General features: G+C 65.2%; 18 protein-coding genes and 3 tRNA genes. 16 read left to right on the forward strand and 5 right to left on the reverse strand.

Features of this window, described 5'->3' with window-relative positions; translation table 11 throughout:
* The first annotated feature begins 26 nt into the window (after positions 1-26).
* The 6 genes from NWF24_RS12755 to rimO all read left to right on the forward strand — a co-directional run bounded on the left by NWF24_RS12755 (position 27) and on the right by rimO (position 6023).
* The gene (locus NWF24_RS12755; RefSeq protein WP_258354475.1) at positions 27-1019 is read left to right on the forward strand and encodes an alpha/beta fold hydrolase; all 993 of its coding nucleotides are present in this window, start codon (positions 27-29) and stop codon (positions 1017-1019) included.
* A gap of 55 nt (positions 1020-1074) precedes the next feature.
* Entirely contained in the window at positions 1075-3279 is a 2205-nt protein-coding gene (locus NWF24_RS12760; protein WP_375338473.1) for a RelA/SpoT family protein, read from the forward strand.
* A gap of 48 nt (positions 3280-3327) precedes the next feature.
* A tRNA-Val gene (locus NWF24_RS12765) sits at positions 3328-3404 on the forward strand.
* 169 nt (positions 3405-3573) lie between these two features.
* Positions 3574-3942, forward strand: a complete 369-nt coding sequence (locus tag NWF24_RS12770) for a hypothetical protein (RefSeq protein ID WP_258354476.1) — start codon at positions 3574-3576, stop codon at positions 3940-3942.
* Positions 3943-4016: 74 nt separating this feature from the next.
* Positions 4017-4577: a polyhydroxyalkanoate synthesis repressor PhaR gene (gene phaR / locus NWF24_RS12775; RefSeq protein ID WP_258354477.1), complete on the forward strand. Its 561-nt coding sequence runs from the start codon at positions 4017-4019 to the stop codon at positions 4575-4577.
* A gap of 39 nt (positions 4578-4616) precedes the next feature.
* Positions 4617-6023: a 30S ribosomal protein S12 methylthiotransferase RimO gene (gene rimO, locus NWF24_RS12780; protein ID WP_258354478.1), complete on the forward strand. Its 1407-nt coding sequence runs from the start codon at positions 4617-4619 to the stop codon at positions 6021-6023.
* Between the two features lie 81 nt (positions 6024-6104).
* Here the strand turns inward: rimO and NWF24_RS12785 are convergent.
* A tRNA-Leu gene (locus tag NWF24_RS12785) sits at positions 6105-6189 on the reverse strand.
* Positions 6190-6398: 209 nt separating this feature from the next.
* A tRNA-Leu gene (locus NWF24_RS12790) sits at positions 6399-6483 on the reverse strand.
* A gap of 81 nt (positions 6484-6564) precedes the next feature.
* On the opposite strand from NWF24_RS12790, the gene rnr reads away from it, so the two are divergent.
* Positions 6565-8829, forward strand: a complete 2265-nt coding sequence (rnr, locus tag NWF24_RS12795) for a ribonuclease R (protein WP_371127550.1) — start codon at positions 6565-6567, stop codon at positions 8827-8829.
* A 60-nt stretch (positions 8830-8889) separates the two neighbouring features.
* A complete protein-coding gene (locus NWF24_RS12800; protein ID WP_258354479.1) occupies positions 8890-9654 on the forward strand; it encodes an SDR family oxidoreductase in 765 nt (254 codons plus the stop codon).
* Positions 9655-9664: 10 nt separating this feature from the next.
* Here the strand turns inward: NWF24_RS12800 and NWF24_RS12805 are convergent, their stop codons facing one another.
* Entirely contained in the window at positions 9665-11125 is a 1461-nt protein-coding gene (locus NWF24_RS12805) for an NAD(P)H-hydrate dehydratase (RefSeq protein WP_258354480.1), read from the reverse strand.
* Between the two features lie 41 nt (positions 11126-11166).
* Between NWF24_RS12805 and NWF24_RS12810 the strand changes: the two genes are divergently transcribed.
* Positions 11167-11595 carry a hypothetical protein gene (locus NWF24_RS12810; RefSeq protein ID WP_258354481.1) on the forward strand — a complete coding sequence of 143 codons (429 nt, stop codon included), beginning with the start codon at positions 11167-11169 and terminating at the stop codon, positions 11593-11595.
* Here NWF24_RS12810 and NWF24_RS12815 read toward each other — a convergent pair.
* A complete protein-coding gene (locus NWF24_RS12815) occupies positions 11585-12838 on the reverse strand; it encodes a D-amino acid dehydrogenase (protein ID WP_258354482.1) in 1254 nt (417 codons plus the stop codon). The two genes, NWF24_RS12810 and NWF24_RS12815, sit on opposite strands and share 11 nt — an antisense overlap.
* 56 nt (positions 12839-12894) lie before the next feature.
* Positions 12895-14217 (reverse strand): amidase, encoded by a 1323-nt coding sequence (locus NWF24_RS12820; protein WP_258354483.1) that lies wholly within the window; start codon positions 14215-14217, stop codon positions 12895-12897.
* Positions 14218-14428: 211 nt separating this feature from the next.
* Between NWF24_RS12820 and rpsB the strand changes: the two genes are divergently transcribed.
* From rpsB to ispC, 7 genes are all read left to right on the forward strand, one after another.
* Complete coding sequence (gene rpsB / locus NWF24_RS12825; RefSeq protein WP_093056541.1) at positions 14429-15184, forward strand: 30S ribosomal protein S2; 756 nt, start codon at positions 14429-14431, stop codon at positions 15182-15184.
* 82 nt (positions 15185-15266) lie between these two features.
* Positions 15267-16190: a translation elongation factor Ts gene (gene tsf, locus NWF24_RS12830; RefSeq protein WP_093056542.1), complete on the forward strand. Its 924-nt coding sequence runs from the start codon at positions 15267-15269 to the stop codon at positions 16188-16190.
* Positions 16191-16285: 95 nt separating this feature from the next.
* Positions 16286-17008 carry a UMP kinase gene (gene pyrH / locus NWF24_RS12835; RefSeq protein ID WP_093056543.1) on the forward strand — a complete coding sequence of 241 codons (723 nt, stop codon included), beginning with the start codon at positions 16286-16288 and terminating at the stop codon, positions 17006-17008.
* 11 nt (positions 17009-17019) lie between these two features.
* A complete protein-coding gene (frr, locus tag NWF24_RS12840) occupies positions 17020-17580 on the forward strand; it encodes a ribosome recycling factor (RefSeq protein WP_056592642.1) in 561 nt (186 codons plus the stop codon).
* Between the two features lie 8 nt (positions 17581-17588).
* Positions 17589-18308: a polyprenyl diphosphate synthase gene (uppS, locus tag NWF24_RS12845; RefSeq protein ID WP_258354484.1), complete on the forward strand. Its 720-nt coding sequence runs from the start codon at positions 17589-17591 to the stop codon at positions 18306-18308.
* A 19-nt stretch (positions 18309-18327) separates the two neighbouring features.
* Positions 18328-19173, forward strand: coding sequence for a phosphatidate cytidylyltransferase (locus NWF24_RS12850; RefSeq protein WP_258354485.1), 846 nt, complete (start codon positions 18328-18330; stop codon positions 19171-19173).
* A complete protein-coding gene (gene ispC, locus NWF24_RS12855) occupies positions 19170-20360 on the forward strand; it encodes a 1-deoxy-D-xylulose-5-phosphate reductoisomerase (protein ID WP_258354486.1) in 1191 nt (396 codons plus the stop codon). The genes NWF24_RS12850 and ispC overlap by 4 nt, the downstream gene beginning before the upstream one ends.
* Positions 20361-20379: the final 19 nt, after the last annotated feature.

The following is a 20379-nucleotide window of genomic DNA, read 5'->3' on the forward strand; positions in this document are numbered from 1 at the left end:
GAAGATCAATCTCCGGATGAATTAGGATGCGACGAGACAATTATCCGCACCAGGACGACTTCGTTTTCATGACCGAACCGACGCTTCATTACGTGGCGTGCGACGACGCCCAGGGCGGCCATCGCATGGCCTATTGGCAATGGGGCGACGCGCGCAGTGCGCATGTCGTGATCTGCGTGCACGGGCTGACCCGGCAGGGTCGCGATTTCGACCTGCTGGCGCAAGCCATCGTGGCGCGCGCCGAAGGCAATGTGCGCGTGGTCTGCCCTGACGTGGTGGGCCGTGGGCGCAGCGACTGGTTGCGCGACCCGGCCTTCTATCAAGTGCCGGTGTATGCGGCAGACATGGTCGCGCTGATTGCGCAGCTGCATCGCGAGCAGGCCATCGACACGCTCGACTATCTGGGCACCAGCATGGGCGGGCTGATCGGCTTCGTGCTCGCGGGCCACAAGGAACTGCCGCTGGCGCGGCCCATCCGCCGCTTCATCGCGAACGATGTCGGTCCGACGATCGAGCCGGCCGCGGTGCAGCGCATTGGCGCCTACGTGGGGAAGAACGGCAGCTACGAGAGCGTGCAGGCGGCGGCCGATGCCATGTGGGCGCTGTCGACCACCTTCGGCCCGCACACGCCGGCCCAGTGGCTGGCGCTGTCGCAGCACATGGTGGTGCCTGCGTCGCAGCGCACGGCCGATGGCTCGGCCAAGGTCGAGGCGGGCGGTGGTGATGAAGGCTCCTGGCTGCTTCACTACGATCCGGCCATCGGCGTGGCGCTGCGCGCCATCACCCCCGAGGCCGCGGCACAGGGTGGCGCAATCATGTGGAGCCTGTACGACGCCATCGAGGCGCGCACGCTCATCACGCGCGGCGCCGTATCGGATCTGCTGTCGCGCGAAACTGCCCTGGCCATGACGCAGCGCGGCCCGCATGCCAAGCTGGTCGAGTTCGATGGCGTGGGCCATGCGCCGACCTTTGTGGACCCCGCACAGATCGCTGCCGTCACCGACTTCCTTTTCGACTGAGTGATTGAGTGAGCGAAGCGTGAAGCGCGATTCTTCGAGCCTCCAGACGGCACCCATGTCCGATGCGGCCATGGTCGACTACCCGTTGTCCGCCGCAACGGCCGACCGCACGCCGGTGATGGAGAACATGCTGGCGCGCGCGCGTGCGTTCGCCGAGCCGCTGATCGCCGATGAAAAGCTCGACACGGGAGAGAACACGCTCGCACACGCCGACGCGGTGGCCACCATCGTCGCGAAGATGGGTGGCTCCGAGGCCATGCAGGCGGCGAGCTACCTGGTCTATTCGTGCCAGCACCTGAATCGCCCGCAGGAGGTGATCGCCAAGGTGTTCGGCGACAACTTCGCGGCGCTCGCGGTCGAGACGACCAAGCTGGTGCGCGTGCAGGAGCAGGCCCGCTCGGCCTCGCAGGGGCATCACGCCGAAGGCGCCGGCGCTCAGACCGAGAACGTGCGCAAGATGCTGCTGGCGTTCTCGCGCGACCTGCGCGTGGTGATGCTGCGGCTGGCCTCGCGCCTGCAGACACTGCGGCATGCGGCTGCGAGCAAGCGGCCTGCGCCGGAGGGTGTGGCGCGCGAGTCGCTGCAGGTGTTTGCGCCGCTGGCCAACCGCCTGGGCATCTGGCAGGTGAAGTGGGAGATCGAAGATCTTTCGTTCCGCTTCCTCGAGCCTGAAACCTACAAGCTGATCGCGCGCCTGCTCGACGAAAAGCGCATCGAGCGCGAAGGGCACGTCGAGCAACTGCGCTCGCAGCTGGAGAGCGAACTGCAGGCCGAAGGCGTCAAGGCCGCGGTGCAGGGGCGGCCCAAGAACATCTACAGCATCGTCAAGAAGATGCGCGGCAAGTCGCTCGACTTCGAGCAGGTCTTCGACATCCTCGCGCTGCGCGTGGTGGTGCCCGACGTGAAGGACTGCTATGCGGCCCTGGCGTGGGTGCACTCGCATTTCCAGCCCATCGACGAAGAGTTCGACGACTACATCGCGCGGCCCAAGCCCAACGGCTACCAGTCGCTGCACACGGTGGTGCGCGAGCTGTTGGATGGCAAGGCAGGCAAGCCGATCGAGATCCAGATTCGCACCGAAGAGATGCACGACCACGCCGAGCATGGCGTGGCGGCGCACTGGGCCTACAAGGAAGCGGGCCACAAGGGCTACGCGGGCGTGTGGGCCAGCGGCGAGTACGACGCGAAGATCGCGGTGCTGCGGCAACTGCTGGCGTGGGAGCGCGATCTTTCGGGTGGCCTGCAGGGGCAGGGGCTTTTCGACGACCGCATCTATGTGCTGACGCCCGATGCTGCCATCGTCGAACTGCCGCAGGGCGCGACGCCGGTCGACTTTGCCTACACCGTGCACACCACACTGGGCCATCGCTGCCGCGGGGCGCGTGTCGACGGCGCGATGGTGCCGTTGAACACGCCGCTGTCGAACGGGCAGACGGTCGAGATCATCGCGGCCAAGGAAGGCGGGCCCTCGCGCGACTGGCTCAATGCCGAACTGGGCTACCTCGCCAGCCATCGTGCACGTGCGAAGGTGCGTGCATGGTTCAACGCGCAGATCACGCACGAGACCGTGGCGCGCGGACGCGAAGCGGTCGAGAAGCTGCTGCAGCGCGAAGGCAAGACGGCCGTGCGGCTCGAAGACCTGGCGTCGCAGCTGGGCTTCAAGTCGGCGGACCATCTGTTCGAAGTGGTCGGCAAGGACGAGTTCTCGCTGCGCAACATCGAGACGCTGCTGCGCCCACCGGAGCCCGCGCCAGGGCCCGACGACGGCGTGCTCATCAAGAAGGCGCGCGGCAGCGAGAAGTCGGGCAAGGGCGGCGTGCTCGTGGTGGGTGTGTCTTCGTTGATGACGCAGCTTGCCAAGTGCTGCAAGCCCGCGCCGCCCGATGCCATTCGCGGCTTCGTCACGCGAGGCCACGGCGTCAGCGTGCACCGCAGCGATTGCAGCAACTTCCGCACGATGGCCGCGAAGGATGGCGAGCGCGTCATCGACGTGGAGTGGGGCGTCGCGAAGAAGGGCGCCGACGCGCCCGTGTATGCGGTGGACGTGGCTGTCGAAGCGGCCGACCGGCAGGGCCTGCTGCGCGATATCTCCGATGTGTTCGCACGCGAGAAGATGAATGTGATCGGCGTGCAGACGCAGTCGATCAAGGGCACGGCGTGGATGACGTTCACCGTTGAAATCGCGGATGCCGCGCGGCTCACGCAGGTTCTTGGCATGGTCACGGCAGTGATTGGTGTGCGATCTGCACGTCGTCGCTGAAAAGCACGTTTTCTCCTGCTACAATAGCTGCTTCTCGGACACATCCTTAGGCGCGTAGCTCAGCTGGTTAGAGCACCACCTTGACATGGTGGGGGTCGTTGGTTCGAGTCCAATCGCGCCTACCAATTTCTGCTTCAGCCCCGGCCAACCACCGGATCAGCTGACAGAGCATGCACCGGGTTCCCCGGTGCACATATCGTCCCTTGTGGTGATGCAGGCAAAGACCTTGGCCATGTTGTTGTGCTACCTTGGCTGCTCTGCAATTCCATTCCACTTTTCTTGATAAGCGATCAGATGAATACGCGATCAACGCCTGTTGATCGGGCTCATGCCGACAAGCGCCTGGCCGCACTGTTGAGGCAGGCTCCTCTCGAGTTTGCGCGTGCTGTCTACGGCATCAACGACTATGCAGGTGGGCGTACCGACACCATGGCGGCACGCGAGGTGCTGCGTGCGCAACGCCAGGGCATGCCTCTCACCGAAGAGCGTGCCGAGCAACGCGCTCGCGCATATCTGCCGACCCTGGGGCAAGAGCACTGCCCGCGCTGCTGGGTGGTCTACGGGCAGAAAACGCCACTGCGGTTTCGGGAGGCTGACAAAGAGCGACCCGAGACGGCCGCCTGCCATGCGTGCGGCGCGGAGTACGCGACATCGCCGGATTGAGGAAAGTGCCGCGTCTGGTCAGGGTAAACCTTGTCGCGGCGCAGCAAAACCGCTCCCTAGAATCATCCGATGACATGGGCGTCCATGTGAAGGAGTCCGCAGTGCAGAGCAAGAAGTCCGGGGTCAAGCCGGTACAGCGTGTGATCAAGAAGTACCCCAACCGAAGGCTCTACGACACCGAGACATCCACGTACATCACGCTGACCGAGGTGAAGCAGCTGGTCATTCAGAGTGCCCAGTTCGTGGTGCGCGATGCCAAGACCGGCGACGACCTCACGCGCAGCATCCTGCTGCAGATCATTCTCGAAGAAGAGGCGGGTGGTGCGCCGATGTTCACCGAGCAGGTGCTGGCCAACATCATCCGTTTCTACGGGCAGGCAATGCAGGGCTACATGGGTCCGTACCTCGAGAAGAACATCCAGGCCATGACCGAGGTGCAGGCGCAGCTCGCCGAAAAGGCCGAAGGCCTGACGCCCGAGATGTGGTCGCGCTTCATGACCATGCAGTCGCCGATGCTGCAGGGGCTGATGGGCAATTACGTCGAGCAGTCGAAGAGCGTTTTCCTGCAAATGCAGGAGCAGATGCAGAAAAACACCGAGCAGGTACTGGGGGCCTTTGGCATTAAGCGGCCCTGAATGTCCTGCCGTCACCGATAGCTGGGACAATAGAGGCATATGAGCGAAGTTGCCTCCCCCGAACGTACGGCCATGCCGACCGCCCCCAAGGTCGGTTTCGTGAGCCTGGGCTGCCCCAAGGCCCTGACCGATTCCGAACTGATCCTGACCCAGCTGAGTGCCGAGGGTTATCAAACCGCCAAGACTTTCGAAGGTGCCGATCTGGTGATCGTCAACACCTGCGGCTTCATCGACGATGCCGTGAAGGAGAGTCTGGACACCATTGGCGAAGCGCTGGCCGAGAATGGCCGTGTGATCGTTACTGGCTGTCTGGGCGCCAAGACTGGCGACCAGGGCGGCAATCTGGTGCGCCAGATGCATCCGAGCGTGCTGGCCGTGACCGGCCCGCACGCCACGCAGGAAGTGATGGATGCGGTGCACGCCAATCTGCCGAAGCCGCATGACCCATTCGTCGACCTGGTGCCGAACACTTTCGGTATCGCCGGCCTCAAGCTGACGCCTCGCCACTATGCGTACCTGAAGATCAGCGAGGGCTGCAATCATCGCTGCACCTTCTGCATCATTCCCTCGATGCGCGGCGACCTCGTGTCGCGGCCGGTCGGCGACGTGTTGAACGAAGCAAAGGCCTTGTTCGAAGGCGGCGTGAAAGAGCTGCTGGTGATCAGCCAGGACACCTCGGCCTATGGCGTCGACGTGAAATACCGCACCGGGTTCTGGGATGGCAAGCCGGTCAAGACCCGCATGCTCGAATTGGTGCGCACACTGGGTGAAATCGCCGAGCCGTATGGCGCCTGGGTTCGCCTGCACTACGTGTACCCGTACCCGAGCGTCGACGAGATCATTCCGTCGATGGCGAGCGGTCAGGTGCTGCCGTACCTCGACGTTCCTTTGCAGCATAGCCATCCCGATGTGCTGAAGCGCATGAAGCGCCCGGCCAGTGGTGAAAAAAATCTGGAGCGGCTGGCGCGCTGGCGCGAGGTGTGCCCGGAGCTCGTGATTCGCAGTACCTTCATCGCTGGCTTCCCCGGCGAGACGGAGCAGGAATTCGAGCATCTGCTCGAATTCATCCGTGAAGCCGAAATCGACCGTGCCGGTTGCTTTGCCTACAGCCCGGTGGCAGGTGCTACCGCCAACGATATTCCGGGCATGCTGCCCGAAGCCGAGCGCGAGGCGCGCCGCGCGCGTTTCATGGAGGTGGCTGAGGCCGTGTCGATCGCCAAGCTGCAAAGGCGCATCGGCTCGACGATGCAGGTGCTGGTCGATTCGGCGCCCGGCATGGGTCGCAAGGGCGGAGTGGGGCGCACGTATGCCGATGCGCCGGAGATCGACGGCACGGTTCGCCTGCTGCCGCCCGAGAAGATCAGCAAGACGCTGAAGGTGGGTGAGTTCACCCGCGCGCGCATCGTGGGTGCCGAGGGCCACGACCTGATCGCATTGCCCGTTTGATGCGGATTCGAATGGACAAGAAAAAAGCCACCGGAGGCCGGTGGCTTGAATCGAATGACCTGGTAAGGGTCTGCTTGAATTTGGTGCCCAGAAGAGGACTCGAACCTCCACGATGTTACTCGCTAGTACCTGAAACTAGTGCGTCTACCAATTCCGCCATCTGGGCTTGTTCTGCTTTTCAGCAAAGACTGCGAGTATACACAATTTGGCCCGGCAATTCCGTCGTTTCGAAGCGTGTGGAGAAGCTCAAGTGTCTGCTTGGTCTCGCTCGTGAGGGCTGCGTCGGGCGTTTGATGCGGATTCAAGCGGCCATGAAAAAAGCCACCGGAGGCCGGTGGCTTGAATCGAATGACCCGGTAAAGGTCTGTTTAAACTTGGTGCCCAGAAGAGGACTCGAACCTCCACGATGTTACTCGCTAGTACCTGAAACTAGTGCGTCTACCAATTCCGCCATCTGGGCCCACAGAGCTGCCGAAGCAGCAATGTTTTGAATTTCAGGAAAGAAGGAGATCATATCAAAAATAATGTCACTTCCAGCGGCTTGCTGGATGAATTCGAAGGAACTGTTCAAGGACATCGCGATGGGCACGGCTTCGTGCAGCGCGACGACGGTGAAGCAGACATCTACCTGCCGCCGAACGAAATGCGCGCGGTGCTGCACAAGGACCGCGTCAAGGCGCGCGTCGTGCGCCAGGACCGCCGCGGCCGCCCCGAAGGGCGCGTGGTGGAAATCGTCGAGCGTCCCGAGCAGCCCATCATCGGCCGCCTCTTGCACGAAGGCGGCATCTGGCTCGTTGCACCGGAAGACAAGCGCTATGGCCAGGACGTCCTGATTCCCAAGGGCGCAACCGGTCCCGCGAAGGTGGGGCAGGTTGTGGTCGTGCAACTCACCGAGCCGCCGGCTCTGTTTGGCCAGCCCGTTGGTCGTGTGAAAGAAGTGCTGGGCGAGATCGACGACCCCGGCATGGAGATCGAGATCGCCGTGCGCAAGTACGGCGTGCCGCACGAGTTTTCCGCGGAGTGCCTGGCCGAGGCCAAGGCGCTGCCCGAGAAGGTTCGTCCCGCCGACAAGAAGGGGCGCGTTGACCTCACCGACATTCCGCTCGTCACCATCGACGGCGAAGACGCACGCGACTTCGACGATGCCGTGTATTGCGAGCCTGCGAAAGTGGGCCGAGGCAAGGGCTGGCGCCTGCTGGTTGCCATTGCCGACGTCAGCGCCTATGTGCAGACCGGCTCGGGCATCGACATCGACGCCTACGACCGCGCCACCAGCGTCTACTTCCCGCGCCGCGTGATCCCGATGCTGCCCGAGAAGCTGTCGAACGGCCTGTGCTCGCTCAACCCCGAGGTCGAGCGCCTGTGCATGGTGTGCGACATGCTGGTCGCGGCCGATGGCGAGATCTACGCGTACCAGTTCTATCCGGCCGTGATGTTCAGCCATGCGCGCTTCACGTACACCGAAGTGGCCGCCATCCTTGGCAACACGCGCGGCCCCGAAGCCGCCAAGCGCAAGGATCGCGTCAAGGACCTGCTGAACCTCGCCGACGTCTACAAGGCGCTGCTCAAGCAGCGCGGCAAGCGTGGCGCGGTCGACTTCGAAACCACCGAGACGCAGATCATTTGCGACGACGCCGGCCGCATCGAAAAGATCGTGCCGCGCACGCGCAACGAGGCGCACCGCCTGATCGAAGAGGCAATGCTCGCGGCCAACGTCTGCAGCGCCGACTTCATCGCCGAAGGCAAGCACCCGGGCCTGTACCGCGTGCACGAAGGCCCGACGCCCGAGAAGAAGGAAATCCTGCGCGGCTATCTCAAGGCCATGGGTGTCGGCCTCAGCATCACCGACGATCCCAAGCCGGGCGAGTTCCAGGCAATCGCCGACGCCACCAAGGAGCGCCCCGACGCGCAGCAGATCCACACCATGCTGCTGCGCTCGATGCAGCAGGCGATCTACACGCCGATCAACAGCGGCCACTTCGGCCTGGCCTACGAGGCCTACACGCACTTCACGAGCCCGATCCGGCGCTATCCGGACCTGCTGGTGCATCGCGTGATCAAGGCGATCCTGTCGAAGACGCGCTACCAGCTGCCGATGCTGCCCACGCCCGGCGAGGCGCATGCCAAGCTGGCCAAGCGGCTCGCGTCGCGCGTGAAAGCGCCAACCAGCAAGCCGCAGAAGGCCACCGTCGCTCCCACCAAGGAAGTGCTGGCCTGGGAAGCCGCAGGCCTGCATTGCAGCGCCAACGAGCGCCGCGCCGACGAAGCCAGCCGCGACGTCGAGGCCTGGCTCAAGTGCAAGTACATGCGCGAGCATCTCGGCGAGGAATACGGCGGCGTGGTCACCGCGGCCACGACCTTCGGCATCTTCGTCACGCTCGACGCGATGTACGTCGAAGGCCTGGTGCACATCACCGAGCTCGGCGGCGAATACTTCAAGTTCGACGAGATGCGCCAGGAGCTGCGCGGCGAGCGCACCGGCATCCGCTATGCCATCGGCACGCGGGTGCGGGTGCAGGTAAGCCGCGTCGACCTGGACGGCCGCAAGATCGACTTCCGCCTCGTGCGCGAAGGCGAAGAGCTCACGGCCCGTGCCATGAAGGACAAGGGTGCGGCATCATCGGGCGTGCCGGTCAAGGCCTCGGCCAAGCGCAGCACGCGTCACAAGGCCGAAGCCGGCAACGCCGAGTCGCGCGCGGAGCGCGGCACCTCGGCCACGGCCGGTCCGCAGTCGGCGATGCAGGCCTTCAAGTCGGCGGTCAAGAAGGCTGCCAACAAGATGAAGGGGCGCAAGCCGCGCCGCTGAAGAAAGATTTGCACGCCGCACGAACCATCGACAAACCGAAAAGAGAAAGAGACAGACAGCATGAGCGCTGAAGACAACAAGGGCCGCATCGCCATCGTCACGGGTGCGGGCTCCGGCATCGGCCGCGCCGCCGCGCTGGCGCTGCTGGGCGACGGCTGGAGCGTGGTTCTGGCAGGGCGCCGCCTGGAGCCGCTGGAACAGGTGGCGCAAGAATCGGGCGCCGGTGCGCGCGCCTTCGCGGTGCCGACCGACGTGTCCAATGCGGACTCGGTGCAGGCTCTGTTCGCCGCCACCGTCGAGCGCTTCGGCCGCGTCGACCTGCTGTTCAACAACGCCGGCGTGGGCAACCCGCCGGGCCCGTTCGAGGACTGGACGCCTGCGCAGTGGCAAGGCGTGGTCGACATCAACCTGACGGGCATGTTCTTCTGTATCCAGCAGGCATTCCGCACGATGAAGGCACAGACGCCGATGGGCGGCCGCATCATCAACAACGGCTCCATCTCGGCCACGGCGCCGCGGCCGAACTCGGCTGCCTACACGGCGACCAAGCACGCGGTCGAGGGGCTGACCAAGACTGCGTCGCTCGACGGCCGCAAGTACGACATCGCCGTGGGGCAGGTGGACGTGGGCAACGCCATGACAGAGTTGGCTGCGCGCATGGCCAAGGGCGTGCCGCAGGCTAATGGCGAACTCGCGATCGAGCCGCTGATCGACGTCAAGATCGTCGGCCAGTCGGTGCTCTACATGGCAAACCTGCCGCTGGAGGCCAACGTGCTGTTCCACACCATCATGGCGACGAAGATGCCCTTCGTCGGGCGCGGCTAACGCTCGCTCCTCAGACGGGCGCGCGGCGGGCCAGCGTGCCGGCCGTTAGCGGGGCTGCATCGGACGGCCATGTGTCGGCGATGTGGCCGTGCTGCCAGACGGCTTCGCGCGCTGCCTCGAGGGCTGGCCGGCGCATGGCCAGCGCAGCGCCGATCATGCCGGCCAGTACGTCGCCGGTGCCTGCGGTCGCAAGGCGGGCGTTGCCGGTCAGGTTGATGACTGGCAGAGTGTCGGTGGCGCCTGCAATGACGGTGCCCGAACCCTTGAGCACAACTACGACACCGAAGCGCGCGGCGAGCTGACGGGCCGCGGCCAGCCTGTCGGCCTGGACATCGCCGACCGTGCAGCCCAGCAGGCGCGCAGCTTCCAGTGGATGTGGCGTGATCACGGTGGGCGATCCGCTTTTTCCCCGGGACGTCAGCTGTGCTTGCAGCGCGCCATCAGCCGCGATGGCGTTGAGCGCATCGGCATCTAGCACCAAAGCGGCCGCCGTCGAGAGCACGCGCGGCAGCAGTTCTCGCACCGCCTCTCCACCGCCGCAGCCGCACACCGCCGTCATGCCTGACAGGTCGAGCGTTCGGGCGTCGCGCAGCATCAGTTCGGGTTGGGCGGTGTCGACGGGGGCCGCGCTCGGGTCGAGCAATCCGACGAACACGCGTCCCGCGCCGCCATGCAGTGCTGCCGAGCCGGCCAGCAAGGCGGCGCCCGCCATGCCGGAGGCTCCGCCGATCACCGCGACATCGCCGTAGCTGCCTTTGTGCGAGGCATGGGCGCGCGGCTGCGCATCGGGTGCTCCGGCGATTCGGGCGACTGGTTGATCCTTGAATGCGCTGCAGCCCAGATCGTCGAGCCATACCGTACCCGCCGCATCGCGGCCCTGGGCAGTGAACAGGCCGGGCTTCAATGCGAGAAAGGTGATGCAGGTGCGGGCCGATGCTTGCGCGTGGTCGATACCGTGAGGCAGCGTGCCGGTGTCCGCATTCAGGCCCGATGGCACGTCGACGCAGAGCACGGGTTGGCCGCTCGTATGCATCTTCGCCAGCCATTCGGCCATCGTGCCTTCGGGTGGTCGCGTCGATCCGATGCCGAGCAGCGCGTCGATGGCCAGTTCATAGGCCGAAGGCGGCGTCGATGCAAAGGTGACGCCCGCATCGCGGGCACGCTGTAGCGATGCCTTGGCGTCCGGCGGCAAGCGGCTTTCATCTCCCAGGAATGTGACGACAGGAAAGAAGCCCCGGTGACGCAACTGCGCAGCCGCCTCGAAGCCATCGCCGCCGTTGTTTCCCGGCCCGCAGGCCACCCAGATCGTGCGCGCGTGCGGCGCAATCGCCATCGCAAGCCGTGCCACTGCGAGGCCGGCGCGCTGCATCAGCGCGTGAGCGGGCAGGGCGGCCGCCGCAGCATGTTCGATGCGGCGCGTGGCGGCGATGTTGAACAGCTCGGCAGCGGTGGCGGAGGTGGTGCGTTGCATCGGCGCATTGTGCCGCCGTGCTGTCTCCCTATCATCCGGGGATGAGCTTCAAAGGCGTCGGTTGGCTGCTTGTCCTGCTTTTCGCAGCGCTTGTCTTTTTCCTCGCTGCGACGATGGCGTGGATTGCCGGGCTGGGATGGGTTCTGGGTCTGTTGTGCGCCGTATGGGGCGTCTTCCTGCTGGCAGAGCTGAAGCGGTGGGTGTCTCTGCGGGACGTGGCCTGGGCCGCCAATGTCGGCTTCGGCTGCAGCGTGATCCGGTGGTTCGACGTCCCGGGCGAAACGGCTTCTGGCCTGATGCGCCTGGCCCTGCTGGGTGCTGCTGCGCTGTGCCTGATTTTCTTTGCACTGCTCGGCCCCGGACTGCTGGGATGGATTGCCAGCAGACTTCGCCCCCCGCCGGAGCCCGCGCTGCCTGTCGAGCAGCCGGCGAGCCCCGAGGCCCTGAGCCAGTGGGGTCCTAAAGACTGAGCCGTTCGACCCCGAGCCCTTCGAGGTCGATGCCAGGGTCCTGTCCGGCAATCAGGTCGCCCAGCACGCGCGCACTGCCGCACGACAGCGCCCAGCCGCTCGACCCATGGCCAAGGTTGAGCCACACGCCGGGAATGCCGCTGGCACCCAGCACCGGTGGGCCGTCCGGCAGCATCGGCCGTGCGCCTTTCCATTGCTGCACGCCGGACTGCAGCGTGGCCGCACCCGGGAACCAGTCGTGCAGCACCTTGTAGAGCGTTTGCACCGCGGCCGGGTTCATCGTGTCCAGCGAGCCGCCGATCTCGGCGCTGCCGGCCACCCGCACGCGCTGGCCCAGGCGGGAGATGGCGACCTTGTAGCGTTCGTCCATCACCGCGCTGCGTGGCGCGTTGAGCGGCTCGCGAATCGGCGCGCTCACCGAATGGCCGTAGACAGGCGCCATCGGGATGCGCAGGCCCAGCGGCCGAAGCAGCGTGGCCGAGGCCAGGCCGGCGCACACCACGACCGCGTCGTAGCGCACAGGGTCGGAGCCGCTCGCCAGCGACAGCGAGGTGGGCGCCGCGCGGCTCAGCGGCGCGATGTCGCAGTTGAAATGAAACTGCGCGCCGAACGACTCGGCCTCCCACTTGAGCAGCAGCGCGAACTGGCGGCAGTTGGCCACTTCGTCTTCGGGCAGGTGGATGGCGCCTGCCAGCGGGGTGTCGGGATTGAGGGCGGGCTCGATCAGGCGGGCCTCGTCGGCGTCGATTTCCTTGAAGACGCTGCCCGCCGAGCGCAGCACCTCCAGCCCGGCCTGCACCAGCTTCTTGTCGCGCTTGGAGCGCAGCAGCACCAGGTAGCCGTCGCTGCGTTCGTAGCTGAGCTCGCGCGCCTCGGTCACCTCGTGCAGCCGGTTGCGGCTGTAGAAGGCCAGTCGCTGCATGCGGGCGCGGTTGGCCAGGTAGGTTTCGAGCTTGCAGGCCTTCTGCCAGCGCGAAAGCCAGCCGAGGTCGCGCGAGCCCAGCGGCCAGCGCAGCTTGATGGCGCCGTGCGAGGACAGCAGCGAGCGCAGCACCTTGCCGCGCATGCCTGGCGCGGCCCACGGTGTGACGTACCCGGGAGCGACCACGCCGGCATTGGCGAAGCTGGCTTCTTCTGCGGCGGCGCCCCTGCGCTCGAACACGGTCACTTCATGGCCGTCGGAAACCAGTTCCCAGGCGGTGGTGACGCCGATGATGCCGGCGCCCACGATCGCGATTTTCATTGAATGTTCTGAATAAGAGAGATGGCTGACGCCCGTGAGGTGGACAGTGTCAGCTGTTAATTTTGCAGTGTGCGCTCGGTCTGGAGCGCTATCGCGAGCACGGCGTCGTCGTGCAGCGCGGCGTGCCACAGCATCAGACCGACCGGCAGTTCGCCGGCGGCGTGGCAGGGCAGCGAGATGGCGCAGCCGTCGAGCATGTTGATGATCGACGGGTTGCGCAGCAGCAATGCATTGACGCGGAAGAATTCGTCATCGCACTCGGCGCCCGGCGCTACGCTGGCGATGGACGGCGCAGTGATCGGCACGGTTGGCGACAGCACAGCGTCGAACGGAGCGAGTGTGGTTTCGACTCGGGCGATCCAGTCGCGGCGGGCATGGATCAGGTCGATGTATTCATGGGCCTTCATTGTGGCGCCGCGCAGGATGCGCTGGGCCACGCGCGGGTCGTAGCCTGCGCCGCTGCGTTCCAGCAGCAGGCGGTGCCAAGCGTGCGACTCGGCGGCCGAGAAGCCACCGGTGGCATTGATGGTGGCCAGTTCTGCGAGCTCGGGCAGTTCGATCTCCACGATGCGAGCGCCGGCTGCGCGGAGCGCCTTCAGCGAGCGCTCGAAGGCGGTAGACACGGCGGGTTCGATGCCATCGAAGAACACGTTCTTCACCACCGCCAGCCTATAGGCTGCCAGAGGGGCGTTGCCGGCGGTTACTCGGCGCGCCGCGAGGATCTCGTGCGCGGTGATGGCGTCGCGCACCGAGCGCGTCATGGCGCAGACGGTGTCCAGAGTGGTCGAAAGCGGCAGTGCGCCGTCGGCTGGCGTCAGGCGGGCCGTGTTCTTGAAGCCAACAATGCCGTTCAGTGCCGCCGGAATGCGGATTGAGCCGCCGGTGTCGGAGCCCAGGCCGATGAACGCGGCTCCGCTGGCCACCGAGATCGCCGCGCCGGACGACGAGCCGCCCGGGATGCGCGGCGTGGCGGCATCGCTCACGTTGGCCGGTGTGCCGTGGTGCGGGTTGACGCCGACGCCCGAGAAGGCGAACTCCGACATGTTGGTGCGGCCGGTCAGCACGCCGCCCGCGGCGCGCAGCCGTGCCACGGCGAGGGCATCGGCGTTGGCGGCTGGCGCATGGGCCAGGACCACGGAGCCGGCGGGCGTTGGCTGGCCTTTGATGTCGAACAGGTCCTTGGCGGTGAAGGCGAGGCCCGAAAGCCGGCTGTCGGGGTTCGACGCGGCGGCAGCCTGCCTGGCCTCGTCGAACATGGTGCGGGTGAAGACGTGCGCGCAGACCGGGGACTGGGCGATGCCGATGGCACGCTCCATTTCGGTGCGTGCATCGGAGCCACCTGCCAGAAGATCGAGACGGGTGGCGTGAAGGTCGTTCATGGGTGGAGGCAGAGGCTGTGCGAGCAGCTCGGGTTCAGGGAGGAGGGGCCGGCGGCCGTGCTATACTCTTTGGGTTTCGCTGGCTGAGCGACGGCTCCCGTTGCACCCAGTCAAACACATCCGCAAACCGGCCCAATCAAGGTGTTGTGACTCCATTCAGAAAGAGCACAAAACGGGCTGGATTTTAGACCCAACCTTTGGAGTAATTTCAATGTCTACCACCATGCGCGAAATGCTGGAAGCAGGTGTCCATTTCGGTCACCAAACCCGCTTCTGGAACCCCAAGATGGCCCCGTACATCTTCGGCCATCGCAACAAGATTCACATCATCAACCTGGAAAAGTCGCTCCCGATGTTCCAGGACGCGATGAAGTACGCCAAGCAGCTCACCGCCAACCGCGGCACGATCCTGATGGTCGGCACGAAGCGCCAAGCCCGTGAAATCGTGGCGGCAGAAGCCCGTCGCGCCGGCGTGCCCTTCGTCGACACCCGCTGGCTCGGCGGCATGCTGACCAACTTCAAGACCGTCAAGACCTCGATCAAGCGTCTGAAGGACATGAAGGCCCAGCAGGAAGCCGGCCTCGACTCGCTGAGCAAGAAGGAGCAACTGACCTTCTCGCGCGAAATCGAGAAGCTCGAAAAGGACATCGGCGGCATCCAGGACATGGCCGCGCTGCCCGACGCCATCTTCGTGATTGACGTGGGCTTCCACAAGATCGCCGTGGCCGAAGCCAAGAAGCTCGGCATTCCGCTGATCGGCGTTGTGGACTCCAACCACTCGCCCGAAGGCATCGACTACGTGATCCCTGGCAACGACGACTCGTCGAAGGCTGTCACGCTGTACGCCCGCGGCATCGCCGACGCGATCATCGAAGGCCGCAACAGCGCCACCGGTGACGTGGTCAAGGCCATCGCCGAAGGCAATGGCGACGAATTCGTCGAAGTCGAAGAAGGCGCTTCGGCCTGATTGGCGCACCTGCGAGCCTGAAGAAGGGGCTTTGGTGCCCCTTTTTTTTAACCTGATTTTTGGATTTACGGAGATACCACAAATGGCTGCAATCACCGCAAGCATGGTCGGCGAACTGCGCGCAAAGACCGACGCGCCGATGATGGAGTGCAAGAAGGCCCTGACGGAGGCCGACGGCAACATGGAAAAGGCCGAAGAGTTGCTGCGCATCAAGCTCGGCAACAAGGCTGGCAAGGCATCGGGCCGCATCACCGCTGAAGGCGTGGTCACGGCTTTCGTCGACGGCGCTGCCGGCGGCATGATCGAAATCAACTGCGAAACCGACTTCGTCACCAAGAACGACAGCTTCCTGGCCCTGGCCAACGCTGCCGCCATGCTGGTCGCGAAGAACAACCCCGCGGACATCGCCGCGCTGGGCGCACTCGCCTATGAGCAAGACGGCTTTGGTCCCACGCTCGAAGACGTGCGCAAGGGTCTGATCGGCAAGATCGGCGAGAACATGAGCTTCCGCCGCTTCAAGCACTTCGCCGGCAACGGCAAGCTGGCTTCGTACCTGCACGGCACGCGCATCGGCGTGATGGTCGAGTTCGAAGGCGACGACACGTCGGCCAAGGACGTGGCGATGCACATCGCCGCCATGAAGCCGGTCGCCATCCAGGCATCGGACGTGCCTGCCGACCTGATCGAAAAAGAGCGCGCAGTTGCCAAGGGCAAGGCCGACGAAGACCGCAAGACGGCCGAAGCCGAAGGCAAGAAGCCGCAGCCGGACGACATCGTTGCCAAGCGCATCGAAGGTGGCGTGCAGAAGTTCCTCAAGGAAGTCTCGCTGCACAACCAGCCGTTCGTGAAGAACGACAAGCAGACCGTCGAGCAGATGCTCAAGGCCGCCAGCACCACGATCAAGGGCTTCACCCTGTACGTGGTCGGCGAAGGCATTGAGAAGAAAGTTGACGACTTCGCAGCCGAGGTGGCCGCGCAAGTTGCAGCGGCCAAGGCTGCAGCTTAAGCCTTTAAGGCTCAACGGCGGTGCGCCCACGCGCGCCGCCGTTTTTTCATCGCTACGTTTTACACTCGTCCCAGTCCAACCAAAGGAAATTGCCCATGTCTGATGCCCGCCCAGCCCACAAGCGAATCTTGTTGAAGCTGTCGGGAGAGGCGTTGATGGGCGATGACGCCTTCGGCATCAACCGCGCCACCATCGTGCGCATGGTGCAAGAGGTGGCCGAGGTCGTGAACATGGGCGTGCAGGTGGCGGTCGTGATCGGTGGCGGCAACATCTTCCGCGGCGTCGCGGGCGGCTCGGTCGGCATGGACCGCGCCACGGCCGACTACATGGGCATGCTGGCCACGGTCATGAACTCGCTGGCGCTGGCCGATGCGATGGACAAGCAGGGCCTCGTGGCCCGCGTGATGTCCGCCATTGCCATCGAGCAGGTGGTCGAGCCCTATGTGCGCCCCAAGGCCCTGCAGTACCTCGAAGAGGGCAAGGTCGTGGTGTTCGCAGCCGGCACGGGTAACCCGTTCTTCACCACCGACACGGCCGCTGCTCTGCGCGGTGCCGAGATCGGTGCCGAACTGGTGCTCAAGGCGACCAAGGTCGACGGCGTCTACACCGCCGATCCCAAGACCAACCCCGACGCAACGCGCTATGTCTCGCTCAGCTTCGACGAGGCGATCGCAAAAAATCTCGGCATCATGGACGCCACGGCCTTCGCGCTGTGCCGCGACCAGAAGCTGCCGATCAAGGTGTTCTCGATTCTCAAGAACGGCGCATTCAAGCGCGTCGTCATGGGCGAGGACGAGGGCACGCTGGTGCATGCCTAGGAGTATTTGAGATGACCATTGCAGATATCCGCAATGCGACCGACGCGAAGATGAATCAGTCGCTCGCCGCATTCCAGAACAACCTTACGAAGATCCGTACCGGCCGCGCCAACTCTGCGCTGCTCGATTCGATCCACGTCGAGTACTACGGCTCGCAGGTGCCGTTGAGCCAGGTGGCCAACGTCTCGGTGCTCGATTCGCGCACCATCAGCGTCCAGCCTTGGGAAAAGGGCATGGGCGCCAAGATCGAGAAGGCCATCCGCGAAAGCGACCTGGGCCTGAACCCCGCCTCCATGGGCGACCTGATCCGCGTGCCGCTGCCCGCCATGAGCGAAGAGCGCCGCAAGGAAATGACCAAGCTGGTCCGCAACGAAGGCGAAACCGCCAAGATCGCCACGCGCAACCTGCGCCGCGATGCGAACGAGTCGGTCAAGAAGCTGGTCAAGGACAAGCTGGCGTCCGAGGACGACCAGAAGCGCGCCGAAGCCGAGATCCAGAAGGTCACCGACCGCCACATCGCGGAAATCGACCGCCTGGTCGCGGCCAAGGAAGCGGAGATCATGGCCGTTTGAGGCCTGTCATGGCCTCTTCAGCGCCACGCATTCCCCACCACGTTGCCATCGTCATGGACGGTAACGGCCGTTGGGCCACGCGGCGCTTCCTGCCCCGCGTCGCGGGGCACAAGCAGGGCGTCGAATCGCTGCGCCGCTGCGTCAGGGCCTGTGCCGACCGCGGCGTGGGCGTGCTCACGGTGTTCGCGTTCTCGTCCGAGAACTGGAACCGTCCCGTCGAGGAAGTCTCCGGGCTCATGGACCTGATGGTCGGTGCACTCGCCCGCGAGGTGCCCAAGCTCAGCGCCGATGGCGTGCGGCTGCATTTCGTCGGCGAACGGGCCGGCCTGTCGCCGAAGATGGTGAAGGGCCTGGTCGACGCCGAGCTGGCCACGGTGCACAACACGCGCATGGTGCTCAACGTCTGCTTCAACTACGGCGGCCGCTGGGACATCGCGCAGGCTGCCGCCAGGCTGGTGGCGCAGGGCGATGCGATCACCGAGGCGAGCCTCGACCGCGCCATGGCCCTGGCCCATGTGCCCGACCCCGACCTGTTCATCCGCACGGGCGGCGAGCAACGGTTGTCCAACTTCCTGCTCTGGCAGAGTGCCTACGCCGAGCTTTTCTTCAGCGACAAGCTGTGGCCCGAATTCGACGAAGCTGCGCTGGACGAGGCCATTGCCGCGTTCCAGGGCCGAGAGCGGCGCTTCGGCCAAACCTCGGCACAGGTCAAGACTGCTACGGCCTGAGGGCCTGACAACCTCCCGCATGCTCAAACAACGCATCCTCACGGCGATCGTGCTGCTCGCGATCCTGCTGCCAGCGCTGTTCTATCGAAACTACATCCCTTTCGCCTGCGTCATGCTGGTGCTGATCGGCGCTGGTGCCTGGGAGTGGGGGCGTCTGAACGGATACGGCCAGCGGCTGTCGGTGTTTCTCGGCATCGAGACGGTGGTGCTGTGCGCGCTGTCCTGGTGGCTGGGGCTGCTGGAGCAGCCGCTGGTCCTGATGTGGACCCTGGCCAGTGCGGCCTGGGTGCTCGGAGGTGCGGCGCTGCTGCGCGTGGCGGTGCCGGGCTGGCCCCGCATTCCGCGCGGGCTGCGGCTGGTCGGTGGCTTGCTGGCACTGTGGGTGGCATGGCTTGCCGCGGTGCAGGCGCGCATGATCGGCATCAACTTCCTGCTGTCGATCCTGGTGCTGGTGTGGGTGGCCGACGTGTTCGCCTATTTCGCCGGCCGCGCCTTCGGCCTGAAGTTCACCCGCAACAGGCTCGCTCCCGCGATCAGTCCCGGCAAGAGCTGGGAAGGCGTGTGGGGCGGAATGATCGGCGTGGTGGTGCTGGCCTTTGCCTGGGTCTGGGCCGACAAGGCTACGGGCGCGACCGTGGCCAGCCTCTACACCCGTCTCAACGAGCGTGGCTGGTGGCTGTTGCTGCTCGCCGCGTTGTTCCTCGCGGCCATGAGCGTCGTGGGCGACCTCGTCGAATCTCTCATCAAGCGCAGTGCCGGCGCCAAGGACAGCAGCCGGCTGCTGCCCGGCCACGGCGGCGTCCTCGACCGCGTGGATGCCCTATTGCCGGCGCTTCCCATTGCCATGATGCTGGCTTTCCTGTGAACTCACCCAGAAGACAACGCGTTACGGTGCTCGGCTCGACCGGTTCGGTCGGTGTGAGCACGCTCGACGTCATTTCGCGGCACCCCGAGCGTTTCGAGGTGTTTGCCCTTTCGGCGGCTACCAAGGTCGACGAGTTGCTGGCGCAGTGCGCGCAGTTCTCTCCGAAATTCGCCGTGATGGCCAGTGCGCCGCACGCCGCGCTGCTGGCTGAAAGGTTGAAGCAGAACGGCCTGAAGACGGTTGTCCTGATGGGTGATGATGCTCTCGAAACGATAGCATCCCACGATGAAGCCGATGCCGTGATGGCCGCCATCGTCGGTGCAGCGGGCCTTGGCCCTTGCCTGGCCGCCGCGCGCGCCGGCAAGCGCCTGCTGCTGGCCAACAAGGAAGCGCTAGTCGTCGGCGGTGAACTCTTCATGCGTACTGTGCGCGAGGGGCGCGCCACGTTGCTGCCGATCGACAGCGAGCATTCGGCTATTTTCCAGTCGCTGCCCGAAGACCCGTCCACCTGGGCGCGGCGTATCGACAAGATCATTCTTACCGCCTCGGGTGGCCCGTTCCGCACTCGTGCGCCGGAAACCCTGGGCACGGTGACGCCCGAGCAGGCCTGCGCCCATCCGAACTGGGTCATGGGCCGCAAGATTTCGGTCGACTCGGCCACCATGATGAACAAGGCGCTCGAAGTGATCGAGGCGCGTCACCTGTTCGGCGTTGCGCCCGATCAGATCGAGGTGGTCATCCATCCGCAGAGCGTGGTGCACTCAATGGTGCAGTTCACCGACGCATCGGTCATCGCCCAACTCGGCACGCCCGACATGCGGGTGCCGATTGCGGTGGGCCTGGCCTGGCCCGAGCGCATCGAGAGCGGTGCCGCGCGGCTCGACTTCCGCCAGATGGCCTCGTTGACCTTCGATGCGCCCGACGCGGCGCTCTTTCCCGGACTGGGCCTGGCATGGCATGCACTGCGCGCCGCGCCGGGCACGACGGCGGTGCTCAATGCTGCCAACGAGGTCGCAGTTGAAGCTTTCCTGAACCGCCGCCTGCGTTTTGATTGCATACATGCGGTCAACATGGAAACTTTGGAAAGGGTCGCCCCCTCCAAGCCGGCATCGCTGGCCGACCTGCTGGCGATCGATGCCAGCGCCCGCGCGGCGGCCAATGCCGCGGCGCTGCGTTTCGCAGCCTGACCTGACGACCTTCCGTAGA

Source organism: Variovorax paradoxus, from assembly GCF_024734665.1.
Lineage (GTDB): Bacteria > Pseudomonadota > Gammaproteobacteria > Burkholderiales > Burkholderiaceae_C > Variovorax.